Genomic DNA, 20,348 nt, shown 5'->3' on the forward strand with positions numbered 1-20,348 from the left:
CGCGGGTTCAGCGGCGGGTGAGCTCGAGGTAGATGAGGTTCTCGGTCTCGTCCCGGAAGAGCGCCTGCCGGCGGAGCTGACTCCTGGGAATGTCGCTCATCCATCCCGCCACCTCGGACTCGTCGCGGTAGATGAGCCACCAATCCATGCAGGCCTCCATGTATGCCTTGAAGGCGGAGTCCTTGTGCGGGTCGGCGTAGTTTGCCAGGAGCAGCCGCCCGCCGGGGCGCAGCATGGAGAAGAGCTGGGCGGTCAGGCGGATGGCGACGGGCTGCGGGAGGTAGTCGTAGAGCCCGGATGCGTAGACGAGGTCCATGTCCTCGAAGCGCAACTGGTCGCGCAGGATGTCCTTCACGGAGCCGGCCACCGGCTTGATGCCCAGGTATCCGAGCTCACTGTCGATCACCCCCAGGCTCTGGAGATCCTGATCCAGCGCCAGGAACTCGCTCACCTGCCGCTGCTGCACGGCCCGCGAGCGCCGGGACTCCCGCAGGTGGCCGCACGCCACGGAGAGGATCCGGGCATCGGCTCGCTCCTCCGACACCTTGTCGATGTACCGCGCCAGATAGTCCCTGCGCCCCCGGAGGGAGGCGGTGCTCGTCTGCGCACACAAGAACCGGTTGAGCTCCACTCCGGTGGCCGTGGTGCCGAGGCGCTCGGGGGCGAGATCCTCGTAGACGAAGTCGAGCATCACCGCGTCGCCGGCGTACCGGCGGGGCTTCTCGAAGCCGCGGCGCGTGAAGGGCTCCTGACGGACGAGGGAATGAACCGGGTGGGGGCGGCACGTCTCGATGCAGAAGCGCCGCCAGTCCTCGGGGACGAGCGTGGCGCGCGCATGTCCCAGGGACGAGAGCAGGGTGCGCATGCCCTGGGAGATCTCCCCGCCGAGTATCTGCGCATGGGCCAGGTCCAATGCTTCCGTCAGGGGAGCCCGCCACCGCGAGGCCCACTCCTCCGTCACGTTTGATTCGTGCGAGCTGCCATTCACCTGATGCGCGTGTTCCTGCATGTCATTTCTCGTTGGCTCGCCCCCCTCTCCCCCCCAGGTGAGGGCTCCTGCGCCTGGGAGTCCGTTTGTATGGGCTGATGCCCACGTTGAGTAAAATGGCTTGTGACGGCCCACCTCTTCCTCGGGAAATGCCCCCTGCCTGCTGCCCTGGCGGGACCATGCGTGAGAGGAATCATCCGCGCGAGGCTCGGAGCACCTTGCTCGCGACGGCATCGAAGAGGAGGTTGGGTACCCACTTCGCCACGCCGACGGCGCTGGCCATCTGCCAGGGGAAACCGTACTCGGCCTCGGCGCGCAGGATGGCCTGTCCCATCAACTCCACGGCCGCGTCCGCCTCCAGGAGGAAGGGCATGGTGTGTTGGATGCGGGCGGTCATCTCGGTCTTCACGAAGCCGGGCTGGATGCAGGTGACGCGCACCCCGGTGCCCTGAAGGTCCACGCGCAGGCTCTCCAGGAAGGTGTTGAGGAAGGCCTTGGAGGCCGAGTAGGCGGCGTTCTGGGGGAGACCCCGGCAGCTGGCGAGGCTGGAGACGCCCACCAGGTGTCCGCGGCCGCGCTCCACCATGCGGGGCAGCACCGCGGACAGCGTGGCGGCGGCCCCGGTGACGTTCACGTCGATGACCTGCTTCGCGTGCTCCCAGGGGAAGTCCCGGGCGTTCGTCTGCCCGCCCACGCCGGCGTTGGCCACCACCAGGTCCAGGCCGCCACAGGCATCATCCAGCGCGCGGATGCGCTCGAGCGTGGTGTCGGCGTGGGAGACATCCAGCTCCATGGGCTCGACGTGGGCGCCAGCTGCCCTGGCTTCTTGCGCGAGCGCCTCCAGGTGGGCACCGCGCCGGGCGGCGGCGTACACCTTCACGCCCCGCTTGCCCAACCACAGCGCCAGACCGCGTCCAAGGCCGCTGGAGGCTCCCGTCACCAGCGCCGTCCGATAGCTCATCTCGTTCATGGGCTTCCTCTCTGGGAGGAGCCTGGCGCGGGGGGAATGGAAGCGGCCAGCGGCGTTGGCTTCATCTGTTCTCCACGTGAATCCAGCGGACGCCATGGCGCCTTCTTCCCCGCTCGGTTTGTCAATACCACTCAGGTGGTAGTGACAGCGTTTGTTGGGGTTTGTACGGGAAGAAAGACTCGATGGGTTGTGTCACCATGACATCCCTTTCACTTCCCCGCCGAGGAGCGACCGCATGAGCCGTGACTCACGTGAACGGACACTCACCTCCAAGCTGACGGAGGCCCTGACCAGCTCTCTGAACCTCTCGGAGGTGTTCGCCAACGCCGAGGACCTGCTGTTCCGGCTGACGCCAGCGGACTACATGGCGCTGTGTGTGTCCCGGCCGGGCCCGCGGGGTGATTACGACTGGTGGGTGACGAAGATGCCGGCCCCGTTCCTCGCCCGCTACTCCGAGCTGGCCGAGCATGACTTCGTGCGCTGCGCGGTCATGCGCGAGCGCGACAAGGTGTTGCGTGACGAGGAGATGGTGGCGCATCGCAAGGTGCTGGAGCGCAGCCGGTGGTACGCGTACTGCCGCGAGCTGGGCATGCCGCTGGAGCACGTGATGTCGGTGTTGCTGGACGTGAAGGGAGGGGTGCACGCTGGCCTCACCTTCTACCGGGAGCGGCGCCGGCCGTTCTCCAGGCGGGACCAGGCCCGGCTTCAGGCTCTGACGCTCCTGCTGACCCAGACGGTGCGCAATTGCCGGATGTACGGTGAGGTGGCGGCGCGCGGACAGGAACTGAGCGCGTACTTCCAGCATCGGGCCACCCGGTGCATCGTGCGGGTCAATCCCCTCGTGGAGAGGATGCGGACTCCGCCCACCACCGCGTTGCTGATGAAGTGGTTCCATCCGTCCGAGCTGGTGGTGCCTTCGGGTCTTCCCACGGTCCTGGTGGAGCGGCTCGCGATGCTGGCGGCCATGGGCGGAGCCGGGGCGCCCGGTCTGGACACCTGGGAGCGAGCAGGTGAGGAGCGGGGCCTCGCGGGCCAGGACCTGCGGGTGACCTTCTCCCGGCTGCCGATGCAGGACGGCCAACACCTCTGGGCGTTGGAGTTCCAGGAACTGCTGCGTGCCATTCCCGTGCCCGAGGCCTGGCGTCAGAGCCTCACCGCGCGCGAAGCCGAGATCGTGAGCTACGTGCTCCGGGATTGGGACAACCAACTCATCGCCGACCACCTGGACCTCGCGCTGGCAACGGTGAAGAAGCATCTGCAGAACGTCTTCGACAAACTGGGGGCGGACAGCCGGACGGCCCTCATCTTCCGGGCGTCGCTCCTCTGCCGGGGGGCCCTGTCATGACCTCTCCTTCTCCATTGGCCATGCCTTCTGAGTGGCAGCAGCGGCTCACTCCGCGCGAGGCGGAGATCGTGAACTGTCTGCTGCGCGGTTGGGACAACCAGTTGGTCGCCGAGCATCTCGGCGTCGCGTTGGGAACGGTGAAGAAGCACCTGCAGAACATCTTCGGCAAACTGGGTGTGGATGGCCGGGCCGCGCTCATCTTCCAGGCGGCCTGTAATCGAGAGCCCAGCTGAAGCACGGGAGAGGGGGGCGGCAGTGCCCCCCCTGTCTCTGCCGTCAGTAGCAGGCACATCCCGCGGGTTTGGTGCACTGGATGGAGATGGAAGTCGGTCCGTGAACGGATGCGCGAAGCTGTCAAAAGCGGGGCAGGGAGAGGAGGTTGTCCGTATGGCGGCCGTTCGCGATGGTTCGCAGGTACGGCGGATTGGTTCGGACGACGTCCACCTTCACATCCCCGTAGGGACTCTGGACTCGAGCGTCACCGTTCTGGTTGTCGATCCAGTCGATCATCTGCTCACGAGAACACGCATTGGCCTCTCCCGATTGAGGATTACGCCAGTGTACCGCTGTGATGTGCTCGTGCATGTTGCTGCCGCTGGGGATGCGGATAGCGGTGATGTAGACCATGAGAACTCCTCTCGATGTCGGACGTGCATGAGGAAGGGCGCAACACCGGGGTGGGCCCTTCCCCATGAGCCCGACCTGGCACGCACCGGTAATGGCTGGCGTGCGAAGCGCAAGATGCAGGGAGGAGACGGAGGCGTCTGTACCACTCAGGAAGTACGCGCCGGGTACTCCCCGCCCTCATCGGAGAAGAGGCTGCTGAAGAGGACACGCGTGTTGCGCGCGGACAGCACCAGTGCCGCCTGTTCCCTCGGGTCCGTCAGCGAGCGCAGTACCGAGGCCAGTTCGGCCACATGATCCCCATCCGCGTCCCCATGGCCACGCAGGAAGGTGACGGCCTTGCGGATGTTCGGGATGGTGTTGGCCGCGAGCAGTCGCTCCACGGCGCCGCTGGCGTATTGCACGGACAGGTATTCCAGCACGTAGGCCGTGCCGAGGAACGCGGCGGGCACGCCGGACCGCGTGGTGTAGCGGTTCCAGGCGACGTAGGCGATGACCGCGGGGCTCAGCTGCGCGCGCTCGACCCGCCCGGCCGGCCACCCCAGGTTCTTCAGGTCCGCCAGCAGCCACCGCTCGTGGCCGCGTTCCTCCGTGGACTTCTGCAGGAGCAGCTCCGCCAACTGGGGATGCGAGCCCATCCGCTTCATCCGGCGGCCCGCCTCCGCCAGGAGCGGCGTGGTCCACCGCACGTAGTGGTACGTCTGCACCAGGTAGTGGGCGTAGCTGTCGGCATCGATGCTCCCGTCGATGAGCCGCCGGGCAATGGGGTGCGCGTTCAGCTCCTCCACGAGCGTGCGCGCCTCGTGCTCCAGGGCCTTCATCCAATCCATCTGCGTCTGCGTCTCGTTCATCGTGTGCATGGACGTCTCCTGTCCGGGGCCATCTCGGCTCCCGGGGGTGAATGGGAAGTGAGTGGGGAAGTGGGTCAGCCCCGAGCGCGGCGCGAGCCACCGCTGCCCAGGGAGGCGAAGCAGGCCAGGGTGGTGTCCGGAACCTCATCCAGCGCCGCGACGAGCGGCAGGGAGTAGCGGTGGAACCCCGAGTCGTAGAGCGGCTCGGCGATGAAACGCGCCCCCATCTTGTGGGCGAAGAGCGACAACACCCGGGGCATCCGCAGTCCGCTGAAGTTTCCCTGCCGGGCGCACTCCCGCTCCGAAGGGGTGAAGCGAGGGGCGCTCGGCGTGGCCGGCGGCTCCGCGGGCGCGTGGGCCCGCGCATGCCAGCGCTGGCTCACCAGCCCCTGCCGCATCGCCAGCTGATGGATGAGCCGGGCGTCCTCCTCGGAATCCGTCTCCATGTTCGCGGACGCGATCCAGTGCGTTACTCCCCGCTGCCGGCTCTCCGCGTAGAGCCCGGCCTGCAGCCACACGAGCGCCTCGGAGTGGCGCCACTCCTTGAGGACGCAGAAGCGCGTGCTCTCCGCGAACACCAGTCCCGGCATTCCCACGTCTGACAGGTCCAGCTTCTGCTCCAGCTCGATGCCCAGGTGGCCACCCGTGGCGTACGCCACTTCGGGATTGGGCAGCAGCAGCCTCGAGGTGGCCACCGGCGTATCGTCCGCGTAGACGATGAGATGAACCGTGGTCTCCAGGGTGTCGAAGCCATTCACCTCTCGGAGTGTCGGAGTGGCCTTGCTCGAGAGCAATCCCATCTCCTTGCCGAAGACGGCCCAGCGGAGGCGCAGCGCATCGTCGAGCTGCCGCTGGGTCGTGGCGACGCGGCAGGACAGTGTCGTCATGTTTCCCCTCACATGAAGAGACACGGCCTCGTGCCGTGTCTTCGCCCATTTCTTCGTCGCCACCGGCTCGAGTTCGCCGGGCCCTGTTTTTTTCTTCACCGTTCGCGCTGGAACGTGGGTGTTGCCGTTTGTCCATACCACTCGAGGGGTACAGACAGCGGGATCCGTCTCCCCCAACCTCTCCCGCCGCACGTAGGCCATGTCTGTCGAACTTCAGGGGTCCCGTTCCGAATGAGTGGGGGCGACACAATGAACGCATGGGCGAAAGAGTCCTGGCGAGGAGAGGGGATGCGCCAACCACCATCGACCGACGAGAAACTCCTGCATGAGCGTGTGCTCCGGCGGGATCCCGTGGTTTCCACCGAGGTCTTCAACAGGTACATGCCGTGGCTCGTCAAGGTCGTGATGAAGTGGAGGGGCCTTGTCGAGGACGACGCCAATCAGTGCGCCGCCGATGTGATCTTCAGCTACCTCAGCAAGCCTACCTTGTATGACCCGGGCAGGAGTCCCCTGTTTGTCTACCTGAGGCAGGCCGCCCTGTATCGGGCGCGGGACAAGCATCGGAAGGCGGATGCACGGGACCGGAAACATCAAAAATTCGCCAGCGATGTCGAACTTCGCGCGATGGATTCGAATGGAGCGTTGGAGAAATCCGTGGAGGCGAAGCTCGTCATGGAACAGCTCGAGAAGCGCCAGGTCTTGAAGAATGAGCGGGACAAGAAGGCCGTCATGCTCATCCTCGTAGGGGAGCGCTCCACGGAGCGTCTGGCGGAGGCATTGGAACTGGGCCCGCTGCCCAGGGACGAGCTGAAGCGGAAGGTGAAGCAGAATCTAGACCGCCTCAAGAAGTTGCTGGTGCGTTTTGGACAGTCGCTGGAGCGTGGGGAAAAGGAGGAGCCCGATGACGAATCCTAAGTGGCTCGCGGTCGCGGCCCGGAGCAGCGGGCAGCACACCTGGACGCTCGGCTACGTCTTCGAGAAGTACCGCGAGTACGAGAGCAAGTCCGCCGAGGCGCTCGCGGAGGAGCTGGGCTGCTCGCTGGAGACGCTCGCGTGGCTGTCTCTGTGTCGGCGTCCCAGCCAGGAGCACTTCGCCGAGCACCTGGAGCAGATTGGCAATCGCTTCGAGGTGGAACCCCATCTGCTCGCGGCTGTGATCCGGCACGTCGAGGTCCTGGATCGTCTTCCCCCGAGCCGGGGCGCGCAGGAGGAGGAAGGGGAGGTGACCGTCCTGCTCGCGGCGAGAGATCACTCCGACGAGGGCGATGAGGATGACGAGGACGAGACGAGCCCATGACCGAGACATGGCTGCGGGAAGCCGTGGTCGCGTGCTGTCTGCCGTCCTCCCCGTCACTGAGCGAGCTGTCCAAGAAGATCAGCATGGTGCTTCCCATTCGCCTGCTGGCCATGCCCGGTCTCACGTGTGGCATGGCGCGAGACTGGCTGGACGCGAAGGGGCGCGAGCATGGCGGGCTGCCGCGCACGAGCCGCCGTCTGCATGGGTGCATGGTGGCGCATGCGGGCTGGGGCGCCCTCTTCTACGACGCGCGGGACGAAGCGCTCCAGCAACGCTTCACCCTGGTGCATGAAGTGGCGCATTTCGTGCTCGATCACCATCTCCCCCGGGCCCGTGCGTTTCGAAGCCTGGGGGAGGAGATCAGTCCGGCCCTCGACGAGCCGCGGGACGCTGCGCCCCATGAGTCCCTGTTCCTGACGCTCCAGCGGATTCCTTCCGGCGCCCAGGTCCGGTTCATCGAGCGCAATGTCTCGGGCGACCCCTGCACGGGCAAGGCCATGGAGTCGGAGCTGCGCGCGGATCGCCTCACCTATGAGCTGTTGGCTCCTGCTCGGGAAGCGCTTCCCCTGGTGCGGGACCTCGGCCGGCAGGAGGCGGAGCGCGAGCTGGCCTCTCGCTTCGGGCTCCCGATGCGAGAGGCCCGGACCTATGTCCGGTTGTTGTTGGCGCGGGAACCCGCGCGCCGTCCCTTCTTTCTGAAGTTCACGCCCACGGAGGATCGGTAACGATGGATGACGGAAACCCGTCAGTTGGTGAGAGGGGATTCATCGGAGACGCGGATTACAAGGCGAGCCTGGGGGAGGAGCTCTCCACCACGCTCGATCTGCGCACCTGGGAGAAGGGGTGGGAAGTCGAGCGGTTGATCTCCCGCATCCGCACGCAGGTCTCCAGCTCGGAGACCGCGGAGGCGCGCATCCGGGATGTCATCCGCCAGGAAATCTTTCCCGACCTCAAACGGCAGACCCGGATTTCCGAGGCGGGCGTCTATGAGGCCAGTCCCGACAGGTTGAAGACCGTTTTCGAGAGCCTGCTCTTCCCGGGACGGGTCGAGGCGGTGAGCAGCATCGCCGCGTTCCATGACAGTCTGGCGCTGGGCATCACCCAGATTGGCGTGGCCATCGTGGGCTACGGGGGCGTGTCCGGCACCTTCTCCCAGCGCCTGTTCCGCAAGGACGTGAGCGCGCGCACCCCGGACACGCTGAAGGTGGTGCAGGACTGTCTGGAGCGGCGGCACGAGCGCGGCATGCGGGACGACCTGTCCATGCTGATGCGCCGCTACATCCGGGCCTACGCCGAGCGGGCCATCCTCCTGGACAGGTCGCAGGCGGAATGGCGCATCGGTTCGGGCAATCCCTGCTCGCGGGAGATGCTCTCCGGCGCCAACTACAAGCCCCTGTTGAGTGCCTCGCTCGACGTGCTGCGGCGGCTCATCCGGAAGCACAAGAAGTTCGTGTTCGTGCCCAGGGAGTTGGACGAGGAGGGCTACCTGACGATCGGAAGTGCCTTGAAGCCAGGCGAGTACGCCATCCTCCACACACTCGAGGAGGACAGCAGCTACTTCGTCCGGCGGTGGCACTACGACGGCCGGATGGGGGATGACGCGCTCGCCTTCGTGCGGGAGTACTGCCCGGAGGTCTTCATCGGACTGTTCCGGGCCTCCGAGCAGACTCCGCCGCGGCTCTTCTACGCACACCGGGAGCACGTCCACATCGCGGCCCATGTGGCCCTGGCCGATAGCCTCGTGCGGCCCGACCGGGGCTTCCCGATGCTCCTCGATGTCGCGGATGTCTCGTGCCGTGGCGTCTTCGGTTCGGAATCGTTCCTGGGCCTGGTGAACGACGCCTATACGCGCGCGGGCTCGAAGCATCACCTCTTCGGCGGTCGCTGACGGGAGACCTGAGACATGGCTGATGACAAGAACCCGAAGTCCCCGGGCACGGATGTGCCTCCCTCCGGCCAGGCCCGCCCGGTGTCTCCCCAGGGCAGCCCGAGGGCTCCCACTCCGCCGCCCACCACGGCCCCCCGTGCTGCGCCTGCCCGTCCCGCGACTCCTCCAGGTTCGAATCCAGGTTCGAACGTCGTCCGGCCGGCGGCTCCGGCTCCGCAGGCGGCTGGCCAGGGCACTCCGCCACCTTCGGGGACGGGCCCCGCGCGTGGCGGGCCCGCTCGTCCACCGCAGCCGGCTCCCGCGAAGGCCGGGTCACCTCCAGCGGCGGACGGGGCTCGCGGCGAGCGTGCTCGTCCCGCCACGCCTGTGGAGCAGAGGGCGCCACCGGTTCCGGAGAAGGACGTTCCGGCCAATGAAGTCATCCGGGAGCTCCCAGAGGATGTGCTCGGAGCGCTCGAAGAGCTTCAGCGCGAAGCCAACGAGGTGACCGCGAAGCTGGATCCCGAGCTCGAGGGGGCGGTGGGCTTCACCCACTTCGACACCGCGTCGAGCCAGGACAACCTCGTCACCGTCCTGATGACCCGGAACGATCTCCACCAGCTGGCCTCCCAGACGCTCGTGCGGGTGAAGTCCAAGGAGGACAAGCGCGTCTACCTGGGCCTGGTGGTGCGCGGTCCCTTCGCCGAGCCCGATGCCGTCTCCGCCAACTCCACCATCGCCGTGGGCGTGGTGGTCCAGGGCAAGAAGCTCACCTATACCTTCGACTACCACGGGCGCGCGGAGATCGAGATCCTCGGCGAGGAGCTCGAAGGCGGGAAGCTGGTTCCTCCGGGCCGCCGGCCCCGGCCGAAGAGCCCCGTCTTCCTCCTCGATGAAGCGGAGAGCGAGCGTGTCCTCGGCATGAAGGGGAACCTGTGTCTGGGAATGGTGGTGGGCTACAAGAACATGGAAGCCCGCTTCGACCCCATGGACAAGTCCGTCCTGCCTCGTCACACGGGCATCATCGGAACGACGGGTGGAGGCAAGTCCACGACCGTCGCGACGCTCATCCATCGGGCGCAGAAGGCGGGAATCGCCACCATCGTCTTCGACGTGGAGGGGGAATACACGCATGTGGACAAGCCCACCGAGGACCCGGCGATGGGCGAGGCGCTCAGGCGCCGCAAGCAGCAGCCCGAGGGCGTGAAGGAACTGCACATCCATCACCTGATGGGCCGGGACAGCCGCAATCCCAGGCACAGGAACCTGCACCCCTTCGCGTTGAACTTCTCGAGCCTCTCGCCCTACGCCATCTCGGAGATCCTCGGCCTGTCCGAAGCCCAGCAGGAGCGCTTCCACAAGGCCTATGACGTCACGAAGCTGTTGCTGGAGGAACTGGGCATCTATCCGAAGACGGCCGAGGAGCGTCAGCAGGTGTTGGAGCTCGATGAGCTGTCGACGGGCTACCCGCGCATGACCATCCAGCACCTCCTGGACGTCGTGAGCACCTACATCTACAGCCTGAGTGACGAGGGGAAGGCGGAGACCCGGAGCCGCTCGAAGTCCTCGTCCCGGAAGGCGAGCAGCTCGTCGGAAGCGGGTGAGGGCGCCGAGGCCGAGGAGCCGGTCCAGCCGAGCATTCCCCCGCTGTACAGCGAGTTCAAGCACCACTTCGGCCGGGTCATGGGCCGGGTGATGGCGCATGCGAGCCGGAACGAGATCAGCTGGAAGGCGCTGGCCAGCAAGCTCCACTCCCTGCGCCGCCTCAAGCTGTTCGATGTCGGCTCGGCGCCCGGCGTGGACTACGGCTCGATGCTGACCCCCGGGCGGGTGTCGGTGATCGACCTGTCCGATACGGACTCACCCCAGCTCAACAACCTCGTCATCGCGGACATCCTCCGCGGGCTCCAGGAGACGCAGGAGGCGCGCTACCAACGGGCCAGTGAGCAGGGACGGTCCGTCACGCCGGTGCTCATCATCATCGAGGAGGCGCACGAGTTCCTGTCGGCCAGCCGTATCTCGCAGATGCCCGTGCTGTTCGAGCAGGTGGCCCGGATCGCCAAGCGTGGCCGCAAGCGGTGGCTGGGGCTCGTCTTCGTCACCCAGTTGCCCCAGCACCTTCCCAGCGAGGTGCTGGGCCTGCTCAACAACTTCATCATCCACAAGATCACGGACAGCGCGGTCATCTCCCGGATGCAGAAGACCGCGGGCACCATCGACGAGAGCCTCTGGAACAAGGTGTCCAGTCTCGCGCCCGGACAGGCGCTCGTCTCGTTCAGCAGTTTCACCCGGCCGTTGATGGTCGCGGTGGACCCGGCCCCGGTGAAGCGGCTGCTCGTGGAGTAGCCGGGGAGGGGAGGGCTTCTACCACCTGGGGGGGAGAGACCGGGGTCTTCTCGGAGTCCATCATCGGACACACCCTTTGAATGGACTCCGAGGAGGAACATGCATGAACCTGGACTCGCGCGAGCGGGCGCTCACCTTGGAGTTGAAGGAGGCACTGGCCAGCTCCCTGGAGCTTCCGGTGGTGCTGTCCCGGATGGAGGGCGCGCTGTTCCAACTGCTTCCGGCGGAGCACGCGGCCTGGTGCGTGTCCAATCAGGTCCGTCCCGCGGGTTATGAGTGGGTGACCACGGGCAGGCTGGCCGCGTTCATGGACCGGTATCGGGAGGTGGCGGGCGGCGACTTCGTGGCCGGCTCGGTGTCACACCTGCCCAACGTGGTGTTCCGGGACTCGGAGATGGTTCCGCGCGAGGTGTTGGTGCGCAGCCCGCCCTACCTGCTCTGCCGTGAGCTACACACCCCCTTGGAGCGCGTCATGTCGGTGCGGCTGGACATGAGACAGGGCTGGCACGGGGGATTGACGCTCTACCGCGAGCGCTCCCTGGAATTCTCCGAGCGCGAACGGGAGCTCCTGCAAGGGTTGACGCCCTTCCTGGCGCGGACGATTCGCAACTGCCGGAAGCTCGGCGGCAGGGTGATGGGCAGACGGTTCCCGGAGTCGCTCCTGCGCCAACGCGACCTGGAGTGCATCGTCCTGACCCCAGCCTTCTCTGAGGTTCAGCGCACGGCCCGGGTCACCGCGTTGCTGGAGGAGTGGTTCTCTCCCTCCGAGCGGGGTCCCTCGGGTCTCCCTCGCGAGTGGTTGGCGCAATTGGTGTGGCTCGAGCGCATGGAGGGCGCCGGTGCGTTCGGGTTGGACACCTGGGAGGGTGCTCGCGGGGAGCGGAGATTGAGGGTGACGTTCATCCGGCTGCCGCAGCAGGAGGGCCAGCGGCCGTGGATGGTGGTGCTCGATGAGTTCTCCTCTTCGCTCTCCGTTCCCGCGGTCTGGCGGCAGGAACTCACCCGGCGTGAGGTCGAGATCGTCGGCTACGTGCTCCAGAACTGGCTCTATGAGTCCATCGCCGCGCGCTTGAACATCAAGCCGTACACGATGAACACGCACGTGAGGAACATCCGCAAGAAGCTGAAGGCGGAGAACCGTTCGGAGCTCATCTCCAAGGCCGCGCTCCTCTTGCTGGAGGAACGGCAATAAGCGCCTGTCCGGGTGGCGTGGGCAAGTGGGCGGTCCACTGCCCACCGGCCCACGCCCATTCGGAAGCCGCCGTCAGGGCTGCTTCTGCAACTGGACGGTCATGGACGTCATCCCGCCCGAGGCGTTGAGGGTGAACGCGCCCGCGGTGAGGTGCGCCTCGGTGAGCCGCACCGCCAGGGAGTCGGTGATGGTGTCATTGCTGCTGAAGTCGATATCCCAGAGCTGGAACACCCACGGCTCGGCCAGCAACTGGCTCGCCTTCGCGGTGCAGCCCCCGGAGGTCCAGGCCGGGGTGTAGCTCTCCACCTCGGGAGTCTCGGTGGAGGTGGTGGAGCCCGGACACCGCATCGCGACGACGACATCCGGTGCGGAGCCATCTCCATCCCAGGAGGTGCCATTGTCGCTGGAGGCGATACGGGCCGAGGTGGGCTGCACGCGCCAGACGCTGTTCGGATCCACGCCGCACGTCTGATCCGTCCGGCACACCTGGGCGGAGCCACAGGCCGAGCACGTGGCCCCCGCCTTGCCGCAGGCGGAGGCGGTGTTGCCCGTCTGGCAGACATTGTTGAAGCAGCAGCCCGCGCAGTTCGAGGCGCTGCACTTCTGCTCGGTGCCGCCTCCTCCCGGGGTTCCTGGCGTGTCGTCATCACCGCCGCAGCCAGTCAGGATGGACAGCGCGAGGACGGCCCCTGCGAAAAACCTGTTCATGTCTTCTCGATGGAAGGGGAGGGTGCTCGAAGTGGGGAACGGCGCCGGGACGGACCTCTCCCCCTCTCGAAGGCCCGTCCCGGGACGCACCAGCCAGGGCCAGCGGTCGCCGCGCAAGATGCGCCAGGGCGGACACCGTGTCTGTACCTCGCAGGTGGTATTCCAGGCGGTCGTCCTCTCCGCGCCGCGAGCAGGGCAAGGGGCCTCTCGCGGGCCTTCACTCCCAGTCGCCGGGTAACCAGCACGCCGGGCGCTGACGGCACGATTTTTAATGCGGACCAACTTAGTCCTGTTTAAAGAGCCACCACGCACAGGTGCCTCCACAACTGGGGGCACCGGATGGCTGGAGAGATTCCAAATGCTCCGGATGAGCAAGATGACCGACTACGGCATCGTGCTGCTGACCGAGCTGGCGCGCGCCGGGAGTGAGACGCGCACGGCGAGGGAGTTGGCGGCCGGTACCGGTGTGCCCCTGCCCTCGGTGAGCAAGGTGCTCAAGGGGCTGCAGGGTGCCGGCCTGCTGGTGTCGCACCGCGGCGCGAGTGGCGGCTATGGCCTGTCCCGGCCCGCCGAGCACATCCCCCTCACGGAGATCATCTCCGCGCTCGAGGGCCCCGTCTCCCTCACCGAGTGTGGAGCCCAGGGGGGCCATGCGCCCACCGGGACCTGCGAGCTGGAGACGGTGTGCCGGGTGCGCGGCCATTGGCGCGTCATCAACCGCACCATCCAGGACGCGCTCGGGCGGCTGACGCTGGCGGACCTGTGCGCGCCGGTGCCGCGTCTGGTGGGCCTCGGGGTGCCCGCCCGCCCGGCCGCTCCCGCCCAGAACCCGAACCCCATCCCCACCACGGCCGGAGGTGCCCACTCATGAGCACGCAGAGCATCCAGGAGCTCACCAAACGGCAGTACGAGGCCGGCTTCGTCACCGACGTGGAGTCCGAGGCCATTCCCCCCGGCCTCAACGAGGACATCATCCGCCTCATCTCCTCCAAGAAGGGCGAGCCGGACTTCATGCTCGAGTGGCGGCTGCGTGCCTGGCGGCACTGGCTCACCATGAAGGAGCCGCGCTGGCAGAAGGCGGAGTACTCGCCCATCAACTACCAGGACATCATCTACTACTCGGCTCCCAAGAAGAAGCCGAAGCTGGACAGCCTCGACCAGGTGGACCCGGAGATCCTCAAGACGTACGAGAAGCTCGGCATTCCGCTGCACGAGCAGAAGCTGATGCAGAACGTGGCGGTGGACGCCGTGTTCGACTCGGTGTCGGTGGCCACCACCTTCAAGGACAAGCTGGCCAAGGCCGGCGTCATCTTCTGCTCCTTCTCCGAGGCGGTGCGCGAGCACCCGGAGCTGGTGAAGAAGTACCTGGGCACGGTGGTGCCGCACTCGGACAACTTCTTCGCGGCGCTCAACTCGGCGGTGTTCAGCGACGGCTCGTTCGTCTATGTGCCCAAGGGCGTGCGCTGCCCCATGGAGCTGTCCACCTACTTCCGCATCAACGCGGAGAACACCGGCCAGTTCGAGCGCACCCTCATCGTCGCCGACGAGGGCGCCTACGTGAGCTACCTCGAGGGCTGCACCGCGCCCATGCGCGACACCAACCAGCTCCACGCCGCCGTGGTGGAGCTCGTCGCGCTGGACGGAGCCACCATCAAGTACTCCACCGTGCAGAACTGGTACCCCGGTGACGAGGAGGGCCGCGGCGGCATCTACAACTTCGTCACCAAGCGCGGCATCGCCCACCACCGCTCCAAGATTTCGTGGACGCAGGTGGAGACGGGCTCGGCCGTCACGTGGAAGTACCCTAGCGTCATCCTCAAGGGGGATGACTCGGTGGGCGAGTTCTACTCGGTGGCGCTCGCCAACCACCGGCAGCAGGCGGACACGGGGACGAAGATGATCCACCTGGGCCGCAACTCGAGGAGCACCATCGTCTCCAAGGGGATTTCGGCGGGCCGGGGGCAGAACACCTACCGAGGGCTGGTGAAGGTGCTCAAGAGCGCCGAGGGCGCGCGCAACTACACCCAGTGCGATTCGTTGCTGCTGGGCAGCAAGTGCGGGGCCCATACGCTGCCGTACATCGAGGTGAAGAACTCCTCGGCGCAGGTGGAGCACGAGGCGTCCACGTCGAAGATTGGCGAGGACCAGCTCTTCTACTGCCAGCAGCGGGGCATTTCGAAGGAAGACGCCGTATCGATGATCGTCAATGGCTTCTGCCGGCAGGTCTTCAAGGAGCTGCCCATGGAGTTCGCCGTGGAAGCGCAGAAGCTGCTCAGCGTGAGTCTGGAAGGGAGCGTGGGATGAAGCCGCTGCTCAGCATCAAGGGCCTGCACGTGCGCGTGGCGGGCCGCGAGGTCCTCAAGGGAATCGACCTGGAGCTCATGCCCGGCGAGGTGCACGCCATCATGGGTCCCAACGGTTCGGGCAAGAGCACGTTGTCGCAGGTGCTCTCCGGCCGCGATACGTACGAGGTGACGAAGGGCGAGGTGCTCTTCGATGGGAAGGACCTGCTGTCCATGCAGCCCGAGGAGCGGGCGCACGCGGGCGTCTTCATGGCGTTCCAGTACCCGGTGGAGATTCCGGGCGTGGGCAACCTGCACTTCCTGCGCACGGCGCTCAACGCCCGGCGGCGCACCGAGGGCAAGGAGGAGTTGGATGCCATGGACTTCCTCCAGCTGGCCCGGGAGAAGTCCAAGCTGGTGCAGTTGGACCAGGCCTTCATGCAGCGCTCGGTGAACGAGGGCTTCTCCGGCGGCGAGAAGAAGCGCAACGAGATCTTCCAGATGGCGGTGCTGGAGCCGAAGCTGGCCATCCTCGACGAGACGGACTCGGGGCTGGACATCGACGCGCTGCGGATCGTCTCCGGAGGCATCAACGCGCTGCGCTCGGCGGAGCGGAGCATGCTCGTGATTACCCACTACCAGCGGCTGCTGGAGTACGTGGTGCCGGACAAGGTGTCGGTGCTGGCGAACGGGCGCATCGTCAGCACGGGCGGGAAGGAGCTGGCGTTGGAGCTGGAGAAGAAGGGCTACGCGTGGCTGGGCCAGGGCGCTGGCGGCAAGGAGGCGCGGCCGTGACGGACGTGGGGCTCCAGCACTACCTCGATCTGGCCGAGCGCTTCCAGGCGGAGCGGGCGGCGGGTGCCCCGGCGTGGCTGCGGGCCTTCCGGCAGGAGGGCATCGCGCAGCTGGCGCGCCAGGGTTTCCCCACGTCGAAGCTCGAGGACTGGAAGTACACGAACGTGTCGCCCATCTCCGGCCAGTCCTTCAGCCCGGTGCGCACCGTGCACGAGGCGGGGGTGGAGGCGGCGGTGGCGCGGCTGGCGCTCCCGGGGACGGGGCCCCTGCTGGTGTTCGTGGATGGCTGGTATGTCCGGGAGCTGTCTCGGCTGGAGGGGCTGCCCGCGGGCCTCACGGTGCGCAGCCTGCGCGAGGCGCTGCAGGATGGCGAGCCGCTGGAGGCGCTGGTGGGCAGCCGGGCGCGCGCGGACGCCAGTGCCTTCACCGCGCTCAACGCGGCGCTGCTGGAGGAGGGCGCGGTGGTGCGGGTGGCGCCGGGCACGGTGTGTCCCGAGCCCGTGCAGTTCCTCTTCCTCTCGCGCGGTGACACGCACGTGGCGCTGGCCAGCCCCCGGGTGGTGGTGCGGGCCGGGGACAACAGCGAGCTCACGCTGGTGGAGAGCTACGTGGGCGCGGCGCCGGGTGTCTCCTTCACCAACGCGGTGACGGAGGTGGTGCTGGGCACCGGGGCGCGGGTCACGCACCTCAAGCTGCAGGCCGAGTCGGAGACGGCCTTCCACATCGGTGGCCTGCACGCGGAGCTGGGGCGGGACAGCCGCTTCGCCTCGCACATCATCTCCCTGGGCGGGGCTCTCGCGCGCAACGAGGTGCATTCCGTTTTCGGCGCGGAGGGCGGCGAGTGCACCCTGCAGGGCCTGTACGTGGGCCACGGAACGCAGCACCTGGACAACTGGACGAACCTGGACCACGCGCACCCGCGCTGCTCCAGCCGCGAGCTGTACAAGGGCGTGCTGGACGACAAGGCACGTGGCACCTTCCACGGCAAGGTGCTGGTGCGCCCGGACGCGCAGCAGACGGACTCGCGCCAGTCCAACCGCAACCTCCTGCTCTCGGAGGCGGCGATGGCGGACGCGCGGCCGCAGTTGGAGATCCTCGCGGATGACGTGAAGTGCGCGCACGGCGCGACGGTGGGCCGGCTGGACGAGCAGGCGCTCTTCTACCTGCGCTCGCGCGGCATCTCCCGGGCGGAGGCGGAGTCGCTGCTGACGCACGCCTTCGCCAAAGAGGTGGTGGGCGCTGTTCCCCTGGCGTCGCTGAGGGATCAGGTGGAGGCGCTGCTGGCGCGCAAGCTCCCGGGAGCGAAGGAGGGAAGGGCATGAGCGGGGCACCTTTCGACGTGGCGCGAGTCCGCGCGGACTTCCCCATCCTCCACCAGGAGGTGCGGGGCCGGCCGCTGGTGTACCTGGACAGCGCGGCGACGACACAGAAGCCCCAGGCCGTCATCGACGCCCTGGTGCGCTACTACACGCACGACAACGCCAACGTGCACCGCGGCGTGCACGCGCTCTCGGAGCGTTCCACGCAGGCCTACGAGGGCGCTCGCGAGCGGATCCGCGAGTTCATCAACGCGCGCGACACGAAGGAGATCATCTTCGTGCGCGGCTGCACCGAGGCCATCAACCTGGTGGCGCAGTCGTTCGGCCGCAGCAAGGTGGGCCCCGGTGACGAGGTGCTCATCACCGCCATGGAGCACCACTCGGACATCGTGCCCTGGCAGATGCTCTGCCAGCAGGTGGGTGCCACGCTGAAGATGCTCCCGGTGGATGAGCGGGGAGACCTGCGGCTGGAGCAGCTCGAGGCGAACCTGACGGAGCGCACGCGGCTGCTCGCGGTGACGCACGTGTCCAACGCGCTGGGGACGGTGAATCCGGTGCGCGACATCGTCAAGCGGGCCCACGCGAAGGGCGTGCCGGTGCTGGTGGATGGGGCTCAGGCGCTGGCGCACTTCCGGGTGGACGTGCAGGACCTGGACTGCGACTTCTACGCCTTCTCCGGCCACAAGATGTTCGGGCCCACGGGCATCGGCGTGCTGTACGGCAAGGCCTCGGTGCTGGAGTCGATGCCGCCGTGGCAGGGCGGCGGGGACATGATCCTCACCGTGACGATGGAGAAGACGGTCTACAACCGGCTGCCGTACCGCTTCGAGGCGGGCACTCCGGACATCTCGGGCGCGATCGGGCTGGCGGCGGCGATGGACTACCTCGACACGGTGGGGCTGGACGCCATCTCGGCGCACGACCAGGAACTGCTGGAGTACGGGACGCGGGCGCTGGAGGGCGTGCCGGGGCTGAGGCTGTTCAGCCGGGCGCGGGAGCGCTCCGGGGTGTTGTCCTTCCTCATGGAGGACGTGCACGCGCACGACGTGGGCACCATCCTGGACCGGGAGGGCGTGGCCATCCGGGCGGGGCACCACTGCGCGCAGCCGTTGCTGTCGTGCTTCGGGGTGGCGGCCACGGTGCGGGCGTCGTTGGCCATGTACAACACGCACGAGGACATCGACGCGCTGGTGCGTGGGCTGCACAAGGTGCGGGAGGTGTTCGCGTGAGCTCGGACCTGCAGGACCTGTATCAAGAGGTGGTGCTGGAGCACGGCAAGCGTCCGCGCAACTTCCGCGAGGTGGAGGGCGCCAACCGGCGGGCGGACGGTTACAACCCGCTGTGTGGGGACCAGCTCACGGTGACGCTGCGGATGGACGGCGACGTCATCAAGGACGTGGGCTTCGTGGGGCAGGGGTGTGCCATCTCCCGGGCCTCGGCGTCGCTGATGACGGGGGCGGTGAAGGAGCTGTCCCGGGCGGACGCGGAGCGGCTCTTCGAGCTGGTGCACAAGCTGGTGATGGAGGGCCCCGAGGGGTTGGACATGGAGGCACTGGGAAAGCTGGCGGTGCTGTCCGGGGTGAATGCGTTCCCGGCCAGGGTGAAGTGCGCGAGCCTCGCGTGGCATGCGCTGCGCGCGGCGCTCGAGGGCAAGGAGTCCTCGGTCTCGACGGAGTAGGGAGGAAGCTGGGATGAGAGGATTGCTGACACCGCTCGCGCGCGACTGCGAAGTGACGATGATTCCGAGCGGCGAGCGGGTGACGGTGCCCGCGGGCACCGAGGTGCGGGTGCTCCAGACGCTCGGCGGCAACGTGACCGTGCAGGGCGACTACGGGCAGCTCATGCGCATCGACGAGAAGGACGCCGAGGTGCTGGGCGCCGACTATCTCGCGCAGAACCCGAAGGCCGAGGAGCCCAAGGCCACCGAGGGCACGTTCGACGAGGAGCGTGTCTGGGAGCAGCTGCGCACGGTGTACGACCCGGAGATTCCGGTGAACATCGTGGAGCTGGGACTGGTGTACGCGTGCAAGGCCACGCCGTTGCCGGAGGGCGGTCACCGGGTGGAGATTCAAATGACGGTGACGGCCCCGGGGTGCGGCATGGGGCCGGTGCTGGTGGATGACGTGCGCCAGAAGGTGACGGGCCTGCCCGGGGTGAAGGAGGCGGACGTGCAGTTGGTGTGGGAGCCGCCCTGGGATCAGAGCCGCATGTCGGACGTGGCGCGGCTGCAACTCGGCTGGATGTAGCCCCGTGCATATCCCCTCTCCCTTTGGGAGAGGGTTAGGGTGAGGGTCTGAATCTGGCCCGCACCGGGCCGTCAGGAGGGGATATGCGAAAGCCAGTCTGGAGTGGTCTCGTTCTCTGTGCCCTGCTCGGATGTACGGGGCCGAAGTCCTCGACGGGGGGAGAGGAGCCCCAACCCCCGCCCGCCACGGTCGAGGCACCCACGGAAGCGCCTCCCCCGAGTGAGCCGAAGGCCCCCGCCGCCGCGGACTCCGCGCCCCGGGCGCTCCAGGTGACGGCGTCCCCGGCGCCCAAGGACGACATCATCCTCAAGAGCGTCGAGCTCCAGGGGGACACGCTGGTGGCGAGGGTGATGCACTCGGGCGGCTGCAAGCCGCACACGTACGAGCTGCTCTGGAGTGGCGGCTTCCAGAAGTCCGCGGCGGGCGAGCCTCAGGCGGAGCTGGTGCTGGCCCACGAGGCGAACGGGGATTCCTGCGAGGCGCTGCTCAACCGGACGGCGAGCTTCGACCTCGGCCCGCTGAAGCAGCGCTGGCGTGAGCAGAACAAGAGCGAGCACGGCGCGGTGGAATTGCGCTTCGCCGGCTCGCAGCTCACCGGCCGTTACACGTTCTGAGCGGGACCGGCACGGGG

The 20,348-nt window shown here is 67.4% G+C and carries 22 protein-coding genes; 16 read left to right on the top strand and 6 right to left on the bottom strand.

The genetic code is table 11. The features are described 5' to 3' along the window. Positions 1–7 precede the first annotated feature (7 nt). Both Q664_RS28480 and Q664_RS28485 read right to left on the bottom strand, forming a co-directional pair. The gene (locus Q664_RS28480) at positions 8–1,009 is read right to left on the bottom strand and encodes a class I SAM-dependent methyltransferase (protein ID WP_052518784.1); all 1,002 of its coding nucleotides are present in this window, start codon (positions 1,007–1,009) and stop codon (positions 8–10) included. Between the two features lie 172 nt (positions 1,010–1,181). Continuing rightward, the gene (locus Q664_RS28485) at positions 1,182–1,958 is read right to left on the bottom strand and encodes an SDR family NAD(P)-dependent oxidoreductase (protein ID WP_043402742.1); all 777 of its coding nucleotides are present in this window, start codon (positions 1,956–1,958) and stop codon (positions 1,182–1,184) included. 235 nt (positions 1,959–2,193) lie between these two features. Between Q664_RS28485 and Q664_RS28490 the strand changes: the two genes are divergently transcribed. Together Q664_RS28490 and Q664_RS28495 are read left to right on the top strand one after the other, a co-directional pair. Beyond that, positions 2,194–3,303, top strand: coding sequence for a response regulator transcription factor (locus Q664_RS28490; protein WP_043402745.1), 1,110 nt, complete (start codon positions 2,194–2,196; stop codon positions 3,301–3,303). A 20-nt stretch (positions 3,304–3,323) separates the two neighbouring features. Continuing rightward, positions 3,324–3,536: a response regulator transcription factor gene (locus Q664_RS28495; protein ID WP_043402753.1), complete on the top strand. Its 213-nt coding sequence runs from the start codon at positions 3,324–3,326 to the stop codon at positions 3,534–3,536. Positions 3,537–3,657: 121 nt separating this feature from the next. Here Q664_RS28495 and Q664_RS28500 read toward each other — a convergent pair whose 3' ends face one another. The 3 genes from Q664_RS28500 to Q664_RS28510 form a co-directional block, all read right to left on the bottom strand. Then, positions 3,658–3,930, bottom strand: coding sequence for a DUF3892 domain-containing protein (locus Q664_RS28500; protein ID WP_043402756.1), 273 nt, complete (start codon positions 3,928–3,930; stop codon positions 3,658–3,660). A gap of 146 nt (positions 3,931–4,076) precedes the next feature. Further along, the gene (locus Q664_RS28505; RefSeq protein WP_043402758.1) at positions 4,077–4,787 is read right to left on the bottom strand and encodes an iron-containing redox enzyme family protein; all 711 of its coding nucleotides are present in this window, start codon (positions 4,785–4,787) and stop codon (positions 4,077–4,079) included. A 65-nt stretch (positions 4,788–4,852) separates the two neighbouring features. Then, a complete protein-coding gene (locus Q664_RS28510) occupies positions 4,853–5,665 on the bottom strand; it encodes a GNAT family N-acetyltransferase (protein WP_043402759.1) in 813 nt (270 codons plus the stop codon). A 249-nt stretch (positions 5,666–5,914) separates the two neighbouring features. Between Q664_RS28510 and Q664_RS28515 the strand changes: the two genes are divergently transcribed. The 6 genes from Q664_RS28515 to Q664_RS28540 all read left to right on the top strand — a co-directional run bounded on the left by Q664_RS28515 (position 5,915) and on the right by Q664_RS28540 (position 12,367). Further along, a complete protein-coding gene (locus Q664_RS28515) occupies positions 5,915–6,580 on the top strand; it encodes an RNA polymerase sigma factor (protein ID WP_152622387.1) in 666 nt (221 codons plus the stop codon). After that, a complete protein-coding gene (locus Q664_RS28520) occupies positions 6,567–6,962 on the top strand; it encodes a hypothetical protein (RefSeq protein ID WP_043402763.1) in 396 nt (131 codons plus the stop codon). The genes Q664_RS28515 and Q664_RS28520 overlap by 14 nt, the downstream gene beginning before the upstream one ends. After that, entirely contained in the window at positions 6,959–7,687 is a 729-nt protein-coding gene (locus tag Q664_RS28525) for an ImmA/IrrE family metallo-endopeptidase (protein ID WP_052518785.1), read from the top strand. The genes Q664_RS28520 and Q664_RS28525 overlap by 4 nt, the downstream gene beginning before the upstream one ends. Positions 7,688–7,689: 2 nt before the next feature. Beyond that, the gene (locus tag Q664_RS28530) at positions 7,690–8,850 is read left to right on the top strand and encodes a hypothetical protein (protein WP_043402764.1); all 1,161 of its coding nucleotides are present in this window, start codon (positions 7,690–7,692) and stop codon (positions 8,848–8,850) included. Positions 8,851–8,865: 15 nt separating this feature from the next. Further along, positions 8,866–11,175 (top strand): ATP-binding protein, encoded by a 2,310-nt coding sequence (locus Q664_RS28535; RefSeq protein WP_043402772.1) that lies wholly within the window; start codon positions 8,866–8,868, stop codon positions 11,173–11,175. A 103-nt stretch (positions 11,176–11,278) separates the two neighbouring features. Then, positions 11,279–12,367, top strand: coding sequence for a response regulator transcription factor (locus tag Q664_RS28540; protein ID WP_043402779.1), 1,089 nt, complete (start codon positions 11,279–11,281; stop codon positions 12,365–12,367). A 72-nt stretch (positions 12,368–12,439) separates the two neighbouring features. Here Q664_RS28540 and Q664_RS28545 read toward each other — a convergent pair whose 3' ends face one another. Beyond that, positions 12,440–13,075 (bottom strand): hypothetical protein, encoded by a 636-nt coding sequence (locus tag Q664_RS28545; protein WP_043402782.1) that lies wholly within the window; start codon positions 13,073–13,075, stop codon positions 12,440–12,442. 358 nt (positions 13,076–13,433) lie between these two features. Between Q664_RS28545 and Q664_RS28550 the strand changes: the two genes are divergently transcribed. From Q664_RS28550 to Q664_RS52775, 8 genes are all read left to right on the top strand, one after another. After that, positions 13,434–13,946, top strand: coding sequence for an SUF system Fe-S cluster assembly regulator (locus Q664_RS28550; protein WP_043402785.1), 513 nt, complete (start codon positions 13,434–13,436; stop codon positions 13,944–13,946). After that, positions 13,943–15,379: a Fe-S cluster assembly protein SufB gene (gene sufB / locus Q664_RS28555; RefSeq protein WP_043402787.1), complete on the top strand. Its 1,437-nt coding sequence runs from the start codon at positions 13,943–13,945 to the stop codon at positions 15,377–15,379. Before Q664_RS28550 ends, sufB begins: the two co-directional genes overlap by 4 nt. Positions 15,380–15,393: 14 nt before the next feature. Beyond that, positions 15,394–16,152 (top strand): Fe-S cluster assembly ATPase SufC, encoded by a 759-nt coding sequence (gene sufC, locus Q664_RS28560; RefSeq protein WP_425117453.1) that lies wholly within the window; start codon positions 15,394–15,396, stop codon positions 16,150–16,152. Then, complete coding sequence (gene sufD / locus Q664_RS28565; protein ID WP_043402792.1) at positions 16,149–17,474, top strand: Fe-S cluster assembly protein SufD; 1,326 nt, start codon at positions 16,149–16,151, stop codon at positions 17,472–17,474. Before sufC ends, sufD begins: the two co-directional genes overlap by 4 nt. After that, complete coding sequence (locus Q664_RS28570) at positions 17,471–18,700, top strand: cysteine desulfurase (protein ID WP_043402794.1); 1,230 nt, start codon at positions 17,471–17,473, stop codon at positions 18,698–18,700. The genes sufD and Q664_RS28570 overlap by 4 nt, the downstream gene beginning before the upstream one ends. Beyond that, positions 18,697–19,149, top strand: a complete 453-nt coding sequence (gene sufU, locus Q664_RS28575; protein WP_043402798.1) for a Fe-S cluster assembly sulfur transfer protein SufU — start codon at positions 18,697–18,699, stop codon at positions 19,147–19,149. Before Q664_RS28570 ends, sufU begins: the two co-directional genes overlap by 4 nt. Before the next feature lie 13 nt (positions 19,150–19,162). After that, positions 19,163–19,717 carry a putative Fe-S cluster assembly protein SufT gene (gene sufT, locus Q664_RS28580; protein ID WP_043402801.1) on the top strand — a complete coding sequence of 185 codons (555 nt, stop codon included), beginning with the start codon at positions 19,163–19,165 and terminating at the stop codon, positions 19,715–19,717. Positions 19,718–19,800: 83 nt separating this feature from the next. After that, the gene (locus Q664_RS52775; protein WP_052518786.1) at positions 19,801–20,331 is read left to right on the top strand and encodes a hypothetical protein; all 531 of its coding nucleotides are present in this window, start codon (positions 19,801–19,803) and stop codon (positions 20,329–20,331) included. Positions 20,332–20,348 lie beyond the last annotated feature (17 nt).

It is taken from the genome of Archangium violaceum Cb vi76, assembly GCF_000733295.1.
Lineage (GTDB): Bacteria > Myxococcota > Myxococcia > Myxococcales > Myxococcaceae > Archangium > Archangium violaceum.